General features: G+C 62.4%; 13 protein-coding genes and 1 pseudogene. 10 read left to right on the top strand and 4 right to left on the bottom strand.

What is annotated here, in order from left to right:
* Nucleotides 1-206 precede the first annotated feature (206 nt).
* The 9 genes from AC1DYW_RS22375 to AC1DYW_RS22415 all read left to right on the top strand — a co-directional run bounded on the left by AC1DYW_RS22375 (nt 207) and on the right by AC1DYW_RS22415 (nt 11,509).
* A complete protein-coding gene (locus AC1DYW_RS22375; protein ID WP_095084211.1) occupies nt 207-1,109 on the top strand; it encodes a branched-chain amino acid ABC transporter permease in 903 nt (300 codons plus the stop codon).
* Nucleotides 1,110-1,113: 4 nt separating this feature from the next.
* Nucleotides 1,114-2,709: a high-affinity branched-chain amino acid ABC transporter permease LivM gene (gene livM, locus AC1DYW_RS22380; protein ID WP_457154768.1), complete on the top strand. Its 1,596-nt coding sequence runs from the start codon at nt 1,114-1,116 to the stop codon at nt 2,707-2,709.
* Nucleotides 2,709-4,289 (top strand): ATP-binding cassette domain-containing protein, encoded by a 1,581-nt coding sequence (locus tag AC1DYW_RS22385; protein WP_477227664.1) that lies wholly within the window; start codon nt 2,709-2,711, stop codon nt 4,287-4,289. The genes livM and AC1DYW_RS22385 overlap by 1 nt, the downstream gene beginning before the upstream one ends.
* A complete protein-coding gene (locus AC1DYW_RS22390) occupies nt 4,289-5,017 on the top strand; it encodes an ABC transporter ATP-binding protein (protein WP_477227836.1) in 729 nt (242 codons plus the stop codon). The genes AC1DYW_RS22385 and AC1DYW_RS22390 overlap by 1 nt, the downstream gene beginning before the upstream one ends.
* A 112-nt stretch (nt 5,018-5,129) precedes the next feature.
* Nucleotides 5,130-5,477, top strand: a complete 348-nt coding sequence (locus tag AC1DYW_RS22395; RefSeq protein WP_095084215.1) for a DUF6867 family protein — start codon at nt 5,130-5,132, stop codon at nt 5,475-5,477.
* Between the two features lie 137 nt (nt 5,478-5,614).
* A complete protein-coding gene (locus AC1DYW_RS22400; protein ID WP_095084216.1) occupies nt 5,615-6,733 on the top strand; it encodes a branched-chain amino acid ABC transporter substrate-binding protein in 1,119 nt (372 codons plus the stop codon).
* Between the two features lie 298 nt (nt 6,734-7,031).
* Complete coding sequence (gene pyc / locus AC1DYW_RS22405) at nt 7,032-10,490, top strand: pyruvate carboxylase (RefSeq protein ID WP_477227665.1); 3,459 nt, start codon at nt 7,032-7,034, stop codon at nt 10,488-10,490.
* Nucleotides 10,491-10,748: 258 nt separating this feature from the next.
* The gene (locus AC1DYW_RS22410; protein WP_027027312.1) at nt 10,749-11,009 is read left to right on the top strand and encodes a DUF2312 domain-containing protein; all 261 of its coding nucleotides are present in this window, start codon (nt 10,749-10,751) and stop codon (nt 11,007-11,009) included.
* A 50-nt stretch (nt 11,010-11,059) separates the two neighbouring features.
* Complete coding sequence (locus tag AC1DYW_RS22415; protein WP_095084218.1) at nt 11,060-11,509, top strand: hypothetical protein; 450 nt, start codon at nt 11,060-11,062, stop codon at nt 11,507-11,509.
* Nucleotides 11,510-11,551: 42 nt separating this feature from the next.
* Here AC1DYW_RS22415 and AC1DYW_RS22420 read toward each other — a convergent pair.
* Nucleotides 11,552-12,060 (bottom strand): annotated as a pseudogene (locus AC1DYW_RS22420) (arsenate reductase ArsC).
* 212 nt (nt 12,061-12,272) lie between these two features.
* On the opposite strand from AC1DYW_RS22420, the gene AC1DYW_RS22425 reads away from it, so the two are divergent.
* Nucleotides 12,273-12,611, top strand: coding sequence for a hypothetical protein (locus tag AC1DYW_RS22425; protein ID WP_457152461.1), 339 nt, complete (start codon nt 12,273-12,275; stop codon nt 12,609-12,611).
* A gap of 78 nt (nt 12,612-12,689) precedes the next feature.
* Here AC1DYW_RS22425 and msrB read toward each other — a convergent pair whose 3' ends face one another.
* From msrB to AC1DYW_RS22440, 3 genes are all read right to left on the bottom strand, one after another.
* The gene (gene msrB / locus AC1DYW_RS22430; protein ID WP_023688927.1) at nt 12,690-13,094 is read right to left on the bottom strand and encodes a peptide-methionine (R)-S-oxide reductase MsrB; all 405 of its coding nucleotides are present in this window, start codon (nt 13,092-13,094) and stop codon (nt 12,690-12,692) included.
* A 101-nt stretch (nt 13,095-13,195) separates the two neighbouring features.
* Nucleotides 13,196-13,993 carry an MBL fold metallo-hydrolase gene (locus AC1DYW_RS22435; protein WP_477227666.1) on the bottom strand — a complete coding sequence of 266 codons (798 nt, stop codon included), beginning with the start codon at nt 13,991-13,993 and terminating at the stop codon, nt 13,196-13,198.
* Between the two features lie 16 nt (nt 13,994-14,009).
* A complete protein-coding gene (locus tag AC1DYW_RS22440; protein ID WP_477227667.1) occupies nt 14,010-15,200 on the bottom strand; it encodes a vWA domain-containing protein in 1,191 nt (396 codons plus the stop codon).
* Nucleotides 15,201-15,202: the final 2 nt, after the last annotated feature.

A 15,202-nucleotide genomic window follows, 5' to 3' on the forward strand; every position in this document is an offset into this window, starting at 1 on the left:
TCAAAGACATTGCGTTATGCCAATGGTAGGGTCCGCGATAGTCCAAGGGGCCGGATGGGAAAAACGGGCAATCGAACGGCGTGCCGGCAAAACACGCATGACGGTTGAAAAATGACGTTGCAATCCGGGCTCGAAACTTTACGACTAGGGGAAATACGAAAAGGAATGCGTCTGCATGGGCGACATTCCAGGGGAGCCACGTACACATGCAGTACTTTGTCCAGCAGCTTATCAACGGGCTGACGCTGGGATCGATCTATGGGCTGATCGCGATCGGCTACACGATGGTCTACGGCATCATCGGCATGATCAACTTCGCCCATGGCGACATCTTCATGGTGGGCGCCTTCACGGCGCTGATCGTCTTCCTCGTCCTCGGTGCACTGTTCTATTCGGTGCCCGTCGTCATCGCGCTGCTGGTCATGATGATCGTGGCGATGCTGCTCACCAGCCTCTACAACTGGACGATCGAGAAGGTGGCCTACCGGCCGCTGCGCGGTTCGTTCCGGCTGGCGCCGCTGATCACCGCAATCGGCATGTCGATCGCGCTGTCGAACTTCGTCCAGGTGACGCAAGGACCGCGCAACAAGCCGATCCCGCCGATGGTCAGCCAGGTCTACAACATCAACGGCATCAGCGTGTCGCTGAAGCAGATCATCATCGTGCTCGTCACGGCGGCGCTCCTGGCGCTGTTCTGGTACCTGGTCAACAGGACATCGCTGGGTCGAGCGCAAAGAGCGTGCGAGCAGGACCGCAAGATGGCCGCACTGCTCGGCATCGACGTCGACCGCACGATCTCGATCACCTTCATCATGGGTGCGGCGCTCGCCGCAGTCGCTGGCACCTTGTTCCTGATGTACTACGGCGTCATTGCCTTCTCGGACGGCTTCACGCCGGGTGTCAAAGCGTTCACGGCGGCGGTGCTGGGCGGCATCGGTTCGCTGCCGGGCGCGGTGCTCGGCGGGCTGATGATCGGCTTCATCGAAAGCATGTGGTCGGCGTATTTCTCGATCGACTACAAGGACGTCGCCGCGTTCTCGATCCTGGCGATCGTGCTGATCTTCCTGCCTTCCGGCATTCTGGGCCGGCCAGAAGTCGAAAAGGTCTGAGATCATGGCGGTTACCGTATCTCCGGAAAGCGACGTCGTCGCCAGCCCTGTCCAACGCGGCCTTAAGGAAGGCTTCTATGCCGGCGCCATTTCGCTCGGCCTGTTCGTGCTGTTCATTGGCCTGAAGACCGGCCAGAACATCTCCAATGAACTGGTCGTCACCACGCGCTGGGGCTTGCTTGCCGGCGTGGTGGTCGCCACGGCTGTCGGACGCTTCCTCTATGTCGCCTATGGCCAGCCCTTCATGGCCAACCAGAAGATCGCCGACGTCGCCACCGGCCTGTTGCCGGGCAGCGTGGCGTCGCGCTTCTTCCAGGTGCCGTGGTTCATCGCGGCCGTCATCGCGGCGGTGTTGCTGTTCGTTTTTAACAACTCGCTCGCCGGATGGGTCGGAGCAGAACCGGCCGGCTATCTGCAATTCCTGCGCGCCCTGGCGATCATCTATGTGCTGGCCAGCGTGATCTACTATTTCAGGGCCTTCATCCACGCCAACTTCACCAAGCTCGGCATTGCCGCGCTTGTGCTGTACCCGATCCTCGTGGTCACGGTTTTGTCGCTGAACGCGTGGTCGATTGTCGGAGGGCTGCAGGGCTCGCTGAAATGGGTCGATAATTTCGGCATCCAGATCCTGATCTATGTGATGCTGGCCTGGGGCCTGAACATCGTTGTCGGCCTCGCCGGCCTGCTCGACCTCGGTTACGTCGCCTTTTATGCACTTGGCGCCTATGCGTATGCGCTGCTCGCCACCGAATACGGCCTGTCGTTCTGGATCCTGCTGCCAGCCGCTGGCGCCATGGCCGCCCTCTGGGGCGTGCTGCTCGGCTTCCCGGTGCTGCGCCTGCGTGGCGACTATCTGGCTATCGTGACGCTGGCCTTCGGCGAGATCATCCGCCTGGTGCTGATCAACTGGCGTGAGGTCACCAACGGGTCGGCCGGCATTTCCGGCATTCCCAAGGTCAGCTTCTTCGGCCTGATGTCCTTCAACGTGTCGGATTCGAACTACATAGCCAAGGTGCTGCACATCGCTCAGTCAGGTGCCTACTATAAGATCTTCCTTTATTATCTGATCCTGGGCCTGTGCCTGCTCACCGCCTTCGTCACCATCAGGCTGCGCCGCCTACCGGTCGGCCGTGCCTGGGAAGCGCTGCGCGAGGACGAGATCGCCTGCCGGTCCCTGGGCATCAACACGACGACGACCAAGCTTACGGCCTTTGCCACCGGGGCCATGTTCGGCGGCTTCGCCGGCTCGTTCTTCGCCGCGCGGCAAGGCTTCGTCAGCCCGGAATCCTTCGTCTTCCTGGAATCGGCCATCATCCTGGCCATCGTCGTGCTCGGCGGCATGGGCTCGCTGGTCGGCATAGCGGTTGCCGCAATGGTGATGATCGGCGGCACCGAGGCGCTGCGCGAACTCGACTTCCTCAAGCAGATCTTCGGGCCGGACTTCACCCCCGAACTCTACCGCATGCTTCTGTTCGGCATGGCCATGGTCATCGTCATGCTGTGGAAGCCGCGTGGCTTCGTCGGCAGTCGCGAGCCGACCGCCTTCCTCAAGGAACGAAGGGCTGTCTCCAGTTCCTTCACCAAGGAGGGCCACGGCTGATGAATGCGAGCACACCCATGAACGAAGCCATCCTGCAGGTCGAGCATCTGTCGATGAAGTTCGGCGGCCTGGTCGCCATCGGCGACCTGTCCTTCACCGCCAAGCGTGGCGAGATCACCGCGCTGATCGGACCCAATGGTGCCGGCAAGACAACCGTGTTTAACTGCATCACCGGCTTCTACAAGCCGTCGGAGGGCATGATCACGCTCAACCGGAACGACGGCTCAAGCTATTTGCTCGAACGTCTGCCCAACCATGAGATCCCGGCGCGCGCCAAGGTGGCGCGCACCTTCCAGAACATCCGCCTGTTCTCGGGCATGACGCTGCTGGAGAACCTTTTGGTTGCCCAGCACAACAAGCTGATGAAGGCCTCGGGCTATACGGTGCTTGGCCTGTTCGGCTTCAGCGGCTATCGCAAGGCCTCGGCCGAATCGGTCGAGCTTGCCAGGCACTGGCTGGAGAAGGCCGATCTCGTCGACCGCGCCGACGATCCGGCCGGCGACCTGCCATACGGTGCGCAGCGGCGCCTCGAGATCGCCCGCGCCATGTGCACGGGTCCGGAGCTTCTGTGCCTGGACGAGCCGGCGGCCGGCCTCAATCCGAAGGAATCGGCCTCGCTCAACGAACTGCTGATCGACATCAAGAACACATCAGGCACATCGATCCTTTTGATCGAGCATGACATGTCGGTGGTCATGCAGATATCCGACCACGTCGTGGTGCTGGAATATGGCCGCAAGATCTCGGACGGCAATCCGCAATCGGTGCGTACCGATCCGCGCGTCATCGCCGCCTATCTCGGCGTCGACGACGAGGAGGTCGAGGCGGTTCTCACCGAAGTCGGCGACGAAGACGTCATCGAACAGCTCGATACGGGACCTGATGCCGCGCACGGTCCGGGGACATCGTCCTCGTATCTCGCCGGGCCGGTGACCGACACGGTCGGCCATAGCGAGGGCGAGCGGGTCACCGTGTCGAAAGGCGCCTCCAAGGCGGCGCAGGTCGACGCAAGATCGCTCGCAGCGGCAAACAAGGGGGCCTCGCTGGCCGCCGTACCGGCGGCGAAGCCTGCTCCGAAGGCAAAGCCTGTTCCGAAATCAGCATCAAAGGCGGCAACTGGGGCGGCAGTGAAGTCGACCGCGGCGCCCGCACCGGCAAAGCCGGCGGCCAAGACGCCAGCGGCGAAGGCTCGTGCGGCGAAGGTTGGGGAAATCTCCAACCGGCTGGCGGCACCGCGCGGCGGCAAGGCCGACAATCTGACCCGCATCAAGGGCATCGGCACGGTCAACGAGAAGAAGCTCAACGAGCACGGTATCTTCCACTTCGACCAGATCGGCGCCTGGAAGAAGGCCGACGTCGAGGCCGCCGAAGCCTATCTTGCCTTCGATGGTCGCATCGCGCGTGAGGAATGGGTCAAGCAGGCCAAGCTGCTCGGCCAGGGCAAGGACACGGAATTCTCGCGCCGCGTCGACGCGGGCAAGGTGGCGACCAGCCATGCTTCCGGGAAGACCGCAAGCGCGGCTTCCGGAAAGACCGCGGCCGCCAAGCCTGCGGCGGGCAAGCGCGGAGGGGGCAAGTGATGGCCGGAAAAACGCTGCTCGATATCAAGGGCGTGCAGACCTACTACGGCAACATCCGGGCGCTGAACGGGGTCGATGTCACCGTCAACCAGGGTGAGATCGTGGCGCTGATCGGCGCCAACGGCGCCGGCAAGTCGACGCTGATGATGACCATCTTCGGCGCGCCTCGTGCGCGGGCCGGCACCATCACCTTTGCCGGCACCGACATCACCCAGATGCCGACGCACGAGATCGCGCGCATGCGCATCGCCCAATCGCCCGAAGGCCGGCGCATCTTCCCGCGCATGACGGTGATGGAAAACCTGCAAATGGGCGCCAGCCTTGACAACCTCAAGCACTATGACGAGGACGTCGAGAAGGTGTTCACGCTGTTCCCGCGGCTCAAGGAGCGCATCGCCCAGCGCGGCGGCACGCTGTCGGGCGGCGAGCAGCAGATGCTGTCGATCGGACGTGCGCTGATGGCGCGGCCGAAGTTGTTGTTGCTCGACGAACCGTCGCTGGGTCTGGCGCCGCTGATCGTCAAGCAGATCTTCGACGCAATCCGCGAACTGAACCGCACCCAGGGGCTGACCGTGTTCCTGGTCGAGCAGAACGCCTTCGGCGCGCTCAAGCTCGCCACGCGCGGCTACGTCATGGTCAACGGCAATGTGACGATGAGCGGCACCGGCAAGGAACTGCTCGCCAATCCGGAAGTGCGCGCTGCCTATCTCGAAGGCGGACACCACTGAGTTTGGAGCGGAACGTGTGCATCCGATATTCCGCTCCAAGTTGTTTGTTTGTCGCATGATCCTTGTCCGAAAAGTCTGCAACTTTTCGGGATCATGCTAGGGAGACTTCACCATGCAGGGCATTCTTTATGAGGAGCCGTCAATCTGGCAGTTCTTCTTCGTCACCTGCCTGCTCGGCGGCTGGGCGGCCTGGATGACGGGCAAGGCCAGCGCCCAGACATGGCGCAGCTTCATCCATCTGTTCGTCTATATGCTGGGCCTCGGCATCGGCATCCGCTTCATCCATCACGCGTTGTTCGGCGGCACGATGTTCTCGCTGCACTACTATATCGTCGACACCATCGTGCTGATGATCCTTGGCTTCGTCGGCTATCAATACACACGAACAAACCAGATGGTGACGCAGTATAATTGGCTCTACGAAAGAGCTTCAATCTTGAGCTGGAAGCCGAAAGGCTGAGGTTCATCATTAACGCCGCTTCGGGGATGAATCGGCGTGACAAGTGCCTGAAAATCGGCAAACTATGCTTTCTGCGATAAGGGTGGGCATCGCATGAAAGCTTCATCCACGCCCACTCCGTAAATGGGAGCGTTTAAATGAAAAAATCACTTTTGTCCGCCGTCGCCCTGACCGCGCTCGTCGCGTTCGGCGGCAGCGCGTGGGCTGATGTACTGATCGGCGTTGCCGGTCCGATCACCGGTCCGAACGCAGCCTTCGGCGCACAGCTTCAGAAGGGTGCGGAAGCGGCTGTCGCCGACATCAATGCCAAGGGCGGCATCAATGGCGAGCAGATCAAGCTCGAGGTTGGCGACGACGTCTCCGATCCGAAACAGGGCATCTCGGTCGCCAACAAGTTCGTCGGCGACGGCGTCAAGTTCGTGGTCGGCCACTTCAACTCGGGCGTCTCGATCCCGGCATCCGAAGTCTATGCGGAAAACAACATCGTCGAGATCACTCCGGCTGCAACCAACCCGCAGTTCACTGAGCGCGGCCTGTGGAACGTGTTCCGCACCTGCGGACGCGATGACCAGCAGGGTAGCATTGCCGGCGCTTATCTCGCCGCGAACTTCAAGGACGCCAAGATCGCCGTCGTGCACGACAAGACCACCTACGGTCAGGGCCTTGCCGACGAAACCAAGAAGGCGATGAACGCCAAGGGCGTGACGGAAGTCATGTATGAAGGCATCAACGTCGGCGACAAGGACTTCTCGGCACTGATCGCCAAGATGAAGGAAGCCGGCGTCTCCATCATCTATTGGGGCGGTCTGCACACCGAAGCCGGCCTGATCATCCGCCAGGCGGCCGACCAGGGCCTCAAGGCGACGCTGGTTTCCGGTGACGGCATCGTGTCGAACGAGCTGGCTTCGATCGCGGGCGACGCGGTTGCGGGCACGCTCAACACCTTCGGCCCGGATCCGCGCCTGATCCCCGCGAACAAGGAACTAGTCGAGAAGTTCCGTGCGCAGGGCTTCGAGCCGGAAGCCTACACGCTCTACGCATACGCTGCCGTGCAGGCGCTTTCGGAAGCGGCAGCAGCCGCCAAGTCGAACGACCCGCAGGAAGTTGCCAAGGCGCTGCATGCGAATGGCCCGTTCAAGACCGTGCTCGGCGACTTGTCCTATGACGCCAAGGGCGACCCGACGCTGCCCGGCTACGTCATGTACGAATGGAAGAAGGGCGACGACGGCAAGTACACCTACATCCAGAAGATGTAAGCCTGTCGGCCTCGATCTCTACAGAATGCCCGGCGCTTTGCGCCGGGCATTTTTCGTTTGAGCCCCCGCTCCCTTCCGGACGATCCGGCAAACGATAAAGCCGGCCTTTAGCCGGAAAAAGATCAAGCCTTGAGTGGCAGCACCGGGGCTTTCTTGCGCGTTCGACCGAATGCGACCGACTTTGGCGCAAAGATTCCGTTTCAATCGATTTAATTCAGCGTCAATTTTGTTTGCACTGCAGCATTTTCGCGCTAATCATGACGCCAGTTTCGTCCCCGACAATGTCCGGAGTTCGTCCTTGGCCATTACGAAGATCCTCGTCGCCAACCGATCCGAAATCGCCATTCGCGTCTTTCGCGCGGCCAACGAACTTGGTCTCAAAACCGTGGCGATCTGGGCCGAGGAGGACAAGTACTCGCTGCATCGCTTCAAGGCCGACGAGAGCTACCAGGTCGGGCGCGGACCGCACCTGACCCGCGACATGGGACCGATCGAAAGCTACCTGTCGATCGAGGAGGTGATCCGCGTCGCCAGGCTTTCGGGCGCCGATGCCATCCATCCCGGCTACGGGCTTTTGTCGGAAAGTCCCGAATTCGCCGAAGCCTGCGCGGTCGCCGGCATCACCTTCATCGGCCCGAAGCCGGACACGATGCGCCGGCTCGGCAACAAGGTTGCCGCGCGCAATCTGTCGATCGAGGTCGGCGTGCCTGTGATCCCCGCCACCGATCCGTTGCCGGACGACATTGAGGCGGTCAAGACACTGGCCAAGGAGATTGGCTATCCGGTGATGCTGAAGGCATCGTGGGGCGGCGGTGGGCGCGGCATGCGCGCCATCCGCTCCGAGGCCGATCTTGCGCGCGAGGTCATGGAAGGCAAACGCGAGGCGAAAGCCGCCTTCGGCAAGGACGAGGTCTATCTCGAAAAGCTGATCGAACGCGCCCGCCATGTCGAGGTGCAGGTGCTGGGCGACACGCATGGCAATGCCGTGCACCTGTTCGAGCGCGACTGCTCGATCCAGCGCCGCAACCAGAAGGTCGTCGAGCGGGCGCCGGCGCCCTATCTCGAAATGTCGCAACGCGAGGAGCTTTGCGGCTACGCGCTGAAGATTGCGCGCGAGACCAGCTATATCGGTGCCGGCACGGTCGAGTTCCTGCAGGATGCCGACACCGCCAAGTTCTACTTCATCGAGGTCAATCCGCGCATCCAGGTCGAGCACACCGTCACCGAGCAGGTGACCGGCATCGACATCGTCAAGGCGCAGCTCCACATCCTCGACGGCTTCGCCATCGGCACGCCGGAATCGGGCGTGCCGGCGCAGAAGGACATCCGGCTGAACGGCCATGCCTTGCAGTGCCGCATCACCACCGAAGACCCCGAGCACAATTTCATTCCCGACTACGGCCGCATCACCGCCTATCGTGGTGCCACCGGCTTCGGCATCCGCCTCGACGGCGGCACCGCCTATTCCGGCGCGGTCATCACCCGGTTCTACGATCCGCTGCTGGAGAAGGTGACGGCCTGGGCGCCGACGCCGGCCGAGACCATCGCCCGCATGAACCGGGCCTTGCGCGAGTTCCGCATCCGCGGCGTCGCCACCAACCTCACCTTCCTCGAAGCGATCATCAACCACCCGAGCTTCGCCGACAATTCCTACACGACCAAGTTCATCGACACGACGCCGGAACTGTTCCAGCAGGTGAAGCGCCAGGACCGCGCCACCAAGCTCATCAACTATCTGGCCGACGTGTCGGTCAACGGTCATCCCGAGGCGCGGGGCCGGCCACAGCCGAAGGCCGACGCGGCCGCACCCATAGTGCCTTACCTCAACGGCAATGTGCCGGGCGGCAGCAAGCAGAAGCTGGACGTGCTCGGATCGGAGAAATTCGCCGCCTGGATGCGCGCGCAAAAGGAGGTGCTGGTTACCGACACGACGATGCGCGACGGCCATCAGTCGCTGCTAGCCACCCGTGTGCGCACGCATGACATCGCCGGCATCGCCGGCACCTATGCGCGCGCCCTGCCGCAGCTTTTTTCGCTCGAATGCTGGGGCGGTGCCACCTTCGACGTCGCCATGCGCTTCCTCACCGAAGATCCATGGGAGCGGCTGTCGCTGGTGCGCGAGGCAGCGCCCAATCTGTTGCTGCAGATGTTACTGCGCGGCGCCAATGGCGTCGGCTACACCAATTATCCCGACAATGTCGTGCAGCATTTCGTCAAGCAGGCGGCCAGCGGCGGCATCGACTTGTTCCGCGTGTTCGACTGCCTGAACTGGGTCGAGAACATGCGCGTCGCCATGGACGCGGTCGGCGCCGAAGGCAAGCTGATCGAAGCGGCGATGTGTTACACCGGCGACATACTCGACCCGGCGCGAGCCAAATACGATCTCAAATACTATGTCGGCCTGGCCGGCGAATTGCAGGCGGCCGGCGCCCACATTATCGCCGTCAAGGACATGGCCGGCCTGTTGAAGCCTTCCGCCGCACGCGTGCTGTTCAAGGCGCTACGCGAGGCGACCGACCTGCCGATCCATTTCCACACCCACGACACGTCGGGTCTGTCGGCGGCGACGGTGCTGGCTGCGGTGGAGAGCGGCGTCGATGCCATCGACGCGGCGATGGATGCCTTCTCCGGGAATACATCGCAGCCTTGCCTTGGCTCGATCGTCGAGGCGCTAAAGGGCACCGAGCGCGACCCGGGCCTCGATCCGCAATGGATCCGCAAGATCTCGTTCTACTGGGAGGCGGTGCGCAACCAGTACGCCGCCTTCGAAAGCGACCTCAAGGGACCGGCCTCGGAAGTCTACCTGCATGAAATGCCGGGCGGCCAGTTCACCAATCTCAAGGAACAGGCGCGCTCGCTCGGGCTCGAGACACGCTGGCACGAGGTGGCGCAGACCTATCACGACGTCAACCTGATGTTCGGCGACATCGTCAAGGTGACACCGTCGTCCAAGGTCGTCGGCGACATGGCATTGATGATGGTCAGCCAGGACCTGACCGTCGCCGATGTCGAAAACCCGGCCAGGGATATCGCCTTTCCGGATTCGGTCGTCTCGATGCTGCGCGGCGATCTCGGCCAGTCGCCCGGCGGTTGGCCGGCAGCACTGCAGAAGAAGGCGCTGAAGGGCGACAAGCCGATCACGGTGCGGCCGGGCTCGCTGCTCAAGCCGGCCGATCTCAAGGCCAGCCGCAAGGAGATCGAGGAGAAGCTCGAACGCAAGCTTTCGGAGTTCGAATTTGCCTCGTGGCTGATGTATCCGAAGGTGTTTTCCGACTTCGCCGGCGCGCAGGAGACCTACGGGCCGGTCAGCGTCCTGCCGACGCCGACCTATTTCTACGGCATGAAGCCAGAGGACGAGATCTTCGTCGACATCGAGAAGGGCAAGACGCTCGTGGTGCGCTGTCTGGCCATCGGCGATGTCGACGACAAGGGCATGGTCACCGTGTTCTTCGAGCTCAACGGCCAGCCGCGCCGCGTGAAGGTGCCCGACAGGGCGCATGGCGCGTCCGCCGCCAAGGCCCGCCGCAAGGCCGAGCCGGGCAACGAGGCGCATGTCGGCGCGCCGATGCCTGGCGTCGTCTCGGCGCTTTCGGTTGCCGCTGGCCAGGCCGTGAAGGCCGGTGACGTGCTGCTTTCCATCGAGGCGATGAAGATGGAGACGGCGTTGCACGCCGAGCGCGACGGCACGGTCGCCGAGGTGCTGGTCAAGGCCGGCGACCAGATCGATGCCAAGGATCTGCTGATCGCCTTCAATTGAGAGCTGGCAAAGAACGGGCAGGCTGTCGGCGTCTGTCGGCAGCCTGGAGCGTGTTCCATCCCGATGGAATCGGGTTGGGGCTCCATCTCTGTGTTGGGGCATGAACTCCAGGGAAAACCGGTACCCACTTTTCGGGATCATGCCCCTGTGGCTTGTTCGATAACAGCTTGACCCGCCGCCGCCGGTCGGGCATCGAACCGGCTCAAATTTGCCGCCGTAGTCCCCCGAGTCGCGGCGCAGAAACGATGTGGAGAAAACATGGCCGACGATATCACCGAGACCAGCCAGACTGTTGCCGCCGGCCAGCTGCGTGCCTTCATCGAGCGCATAGAGCGGCTCGAGGAAGAGAAGAAGACCATTTCTGACGACATCAAGGAAGTGTTCGCCGAAGCCAAGGGGACCGGCTTCGACACCAAGGCGATGCGGACGATCATCCGGCTGCGCAAGAAGGACCAGGCAGAGCGGCAGGAGGAGGAAACCATCCTCGACCTGTACAAGGCCGCGCTCGGCATGGTGTAAGACTAACCGGCCCGGCGCCCCATGCGGTTGCCGGAGATACGGTTCGAACCATGAGCGAATTCGACTTCGGCGCCCGCCGCGCCTCTGAATTCCGCCAGCGCGGTTTCTGGACGCTGTTCGAGGAACGGCATCCGGAGGAAAAGGCTCTGTTGGCGAGGCGCGGACCCTGGTTCTGGCAGCGCGGGCTGCCCGACTTCGCATTAGTCCTTTCCATGTATGTCGCGCCGGCGCAGAACCATGTCGGCGTCTTCTTTGGGCGCAACGAGAAGTTCGGTGCCACGGGAGCGTGGGCGCGGTTGAAGCCGTTCCAGCCGGCGATCGAAGGCAAGTTGAAGCTCAGGCCCGAACAGAGTTGCCAGGGGCTCGGCATCAATTCGATGTGGCGGGTGAATTGCTTTGCCGAGGACAACTGGCCGGCGATGGCCGACTGGTTGGTGACGGAGGCCTCGCGCATCGAGCGCGCGGTCACCGAGGTTCTGGCGGACGAAGTCGGAGCGTGAGCTCGCGTTCGCCGACCGATGAGCGAGACGGGGCTTTTGCGATCAGCTCGCCTTCGCCGTATCGCGGCCGATCTCGTCCAGATGGTGCTGCAGGGTCATATGGTCGAGCGTGCCCACCGGCAGATTGACGAACAGCGAGATGCGATTGCTGAGCATGCGAAAGGCATCGGCGAAGGCGAGGTGCCCTCGGCGTCGGTGCCGTGGGCCTTGGCCGGGTCCGGTATCGCCCAAAGTGCCGTCATCGGATGGCCGGGCCATATGGGACAGGCTTCGTTCGCAGTGCTGTCGCAGACGGTGAAGACGAAGTTCATTTCCGGTGCGTCGGGCGCGGCGAATTCGTCCCAGCTTTTCGAGCGGGCGAAGCCGGTGTCGAAGCTGAGGGTTTCGAGCAGTTGAAGTGCGTAGGGATTGACCGTGCCCTTCGGCTGAGAGCCGGCGGAAAAGGCCCTGAACCTGCCGGCGCCGATCCGGTTGAGGATGGCTTCCCCCATGATGGATCGTGCCGAATTGGCGTTGCAGAGAAACAGCACGTTGTAGAAATTGTCGCTCATCTCAAGACCTCCCTGGCAGGCGACTGGATGATTGAGCGGCAAATTCCGTCGGGACGTCGCCGCTTGGCAAAAGTATATCGAAAAGAAGCGGCGTAGAAAGGTTTCACGACCGTGTGATGACATCCGGTCAGGTCACGATGTCCATCGTCGCCTGGTGTTGACAGTTTGTTGCGTTTGACGTTCCTGCCGACGCCGAAGCGAGGGTTGCGCCGATGAATGTTTCAAAGCTCCCCGAAGACGAGAACGACACGGCCAGCCGGGGCTTCTTCCGCGCACGCTGGCAAGGCCTGGTGCCGCTCGATCGGCTGTTCTGGCGCGACCTCGTCCTTGTCGGCACGGCGATCAATGTCGTATCTTCGGTGGCCGCGCTCATCCTGCTCGGACTGAAGCTGCCGCTCGCGCTGGTTCTGGCGGTGCATTTCGCGCCGGTGCCCTACAACATCTTCCTGACCTTTGCCGTATGGCGAACCACGGAAAAGGCCACCGGCGCCAAGGCCTCGCTGATGACGCTCGGCGCCACATTGTGGCTGATCCTGTCGGTCGTGGTCTGACAGTGCGGATACGGGGCACCTATCGCGCAATGAAAAAGGGCGGCCGCAGCCGCCCTTTCGATTCATCCGACGATCGGGTTAGGCCGTCGGCTCGAATTTCAGCGCCACGCCGTTGATGCAATAGCGCAGGCCGGTCGGCGGCGGGCCGTCCTCGAAGACATGGCCGAGATGGCTGCCGCAGCGGGCGCAATGGCATTCGGTGCGGACCATGCCATAGCTGCGGTCGACGGTGTTCTCGACCGAGCCCGGCACCGGGTCGTTGAAGCTCGGCCAGCCGGTGCCACTCTCGAACTTCAGCTTGGATTCGAACAGCGGCTGGTCGCAGCCGACGCAGGAAAACGTGCCGGCGCGCTTCTCGTAGAGCAAAGCGCAGCTTCCCGGCCGCTCGGTGCCATGGCCGCGCATGACGGCATATTGCTCCGGCGTCAGCCGGGCGCGCCATTCGGCGTCGGTGCGGGTGACGGGGTAGGTGTGGGTGTCCATTTGATCTCCTCAGCCTTGCCGGCTCGTTGTTGATTGCAACCTCATATTCGCACCAAGATAGGCATTTGTTACGAGGTTTGCCCGCATTTTCGATCGTGCCTTCACGCGATGGCTGCAAGATAGCGCGCGACCGATATATCGAATGCCGCTTTTGCGTCCCCAATCACATTCTGGTTCCACCATGCGCCGTAGATGTGGTTGAACTGGAAGGGCTCCAATGCCTTCGCGATGCGGCGGACGGCGGCTGCGTTGAGCGGGATATAGTTGGGATAGCTGTACATGAAGCTGACATGGCGGCGCGTCGGCGTTACCTGCAATATGTCGCCGGACAGCAGGGCGTTGCCGCCATCGCGTTCCCAATGGAGCACCTGGCCGCCGGCAAAGTGGCCACCGCAGCGGACAAGTGTCAGCGAAGGGTTGATAGGCAACGTCTCGCCCTCCCAACTGACGATCGCCTTGTGCGGCCGCATGATCCATTGGCGGTCATCGGCGTGGAGAAAGATCGGCACACCGCCAAAAGCCTCGCTCCACTCGACCATCACCGAATAATAGTGGCAGTGCGAGATGGCTATCGCTGTCAGGCCGCCACGGCGGTTGATCTCGGCCACCGCCTCGTCGCTGACCATCGAGATGCAGTCCCACAGCACATTGCCGTGCGGCGTCTGCGCCAGCAACGCGCGCTGGCCGATGGCGAAGCGCGGCTCGATGCCGAAGGCGAGAACGCCGGCATCGTCCTTGACCACGACCCGGTTTCCGTCGGCGAGCTCTTCCGGTGTGATCCAGGCCTGGCCTTCCCAGCGCACATATTGCCGCTCGTCCTCGCAGATCGGGCAGCGGTTCGGCGGTGCCTTCGTTGCCGCGAACTGGACGCCGCATTGCAGGCAGAGAAAGCAGGTCATCGTTTTTCCTGTCTGTTCAATGCTTCCTTGAAAGCTGCCTGGTCGCGCCTTCGAGCCCGGCCAGCGTCAGCGGGAACATGCGGCCGCCGAAGACGTCGCGGATCATGGCAATCGAATGGGTATAGCCCCAGTTCTTCTCGTTCTCGGGGTTCAGCCATACCGCGTTGGGCCATTGCTGCAACAGGCGGCCGAGCCAGACGGTCCCGGCCTCCGGGTTCCAGTGTTCCACCGAGCCGCCGGGTAGGGCGATCTCGTAAGGGCTCATCGAGGCGTCGCCAACGACGATCACCTTGTAGTCCGGCCCATATTTATGGATCAGGTCGAAGGTCGGGATCGTCTCGGCATGACGGCGGCGATTGTCCTTCCACACGCCCTCATAGAGGCAGTTGTGGAAATAAAAATATTCGAGCTGGCGGAATTCGGCGCGGGCGGCCGAAAACAGCTCTTCGACGCTCTTGATGTGGTCGTCCATCGAGCCGCCGACATCGAAGAACATCAAGAGCTTCACCGCGTTGCGCCGTTCGGGCCGCGTTTGTACGTCGAGATAGCCGTGTTCAGCGGTGGCGTGAATGGTGCCCGGCAGGTCGAACTCTTCCTCGGCACCCTCGCGCACCCAGCGGCGCAGGCGCTTCAGCGCGATCTTGATGTTGCGGGTGCCGAGTTCGACGGCATCGTCGAAATTCCTGAACTCGCGTCTGTCCCAGACTTTGACGGCGCGGCGGTTGCGGCTTTCGTGCTGGCCGATGCGCACGCCTTCGGGATTGTAGCCATATGCGCCGAAGGGCGAGGTGCCGCCGGTGCCAATCCATTTCGAACCGCCCTGGTGGCGGCCTTTCTGCTCCTCCAGCCGCTGTTTCAAGGTCTCCATCAGCTTTTCGAAACCGCCGAGCGCCTCGACCAGTTTTTTCTCTTCGTCGGTCATGTGCTTCTCTGCGAGCCGGCGCAGCCATTCCTCGGGAATGTTGGCGACATCGACAGCGTCCGGCCCACCCAGCGCCTCAACGCCCTTGAAGACATGGGCAAACACCTGGTCGAAGCGGTCGATGTGGCGTTCGTCCTTCACCAGCGCGGTGCGGGCCAGATAGTAGAAACCCTCGACGTCGTAGTCGACCAACCCGGCTTCCAGTCCCTCCAGCAGCGACAGATATTCCCGTAGCGAGACGGGAACACGCGCTGCCTTCAGTTCGAGGAAGAAAGGGATGAACATCG

Source organism: Mesorhizobium sp. P2_D5 (assembly GCF_056404355.1).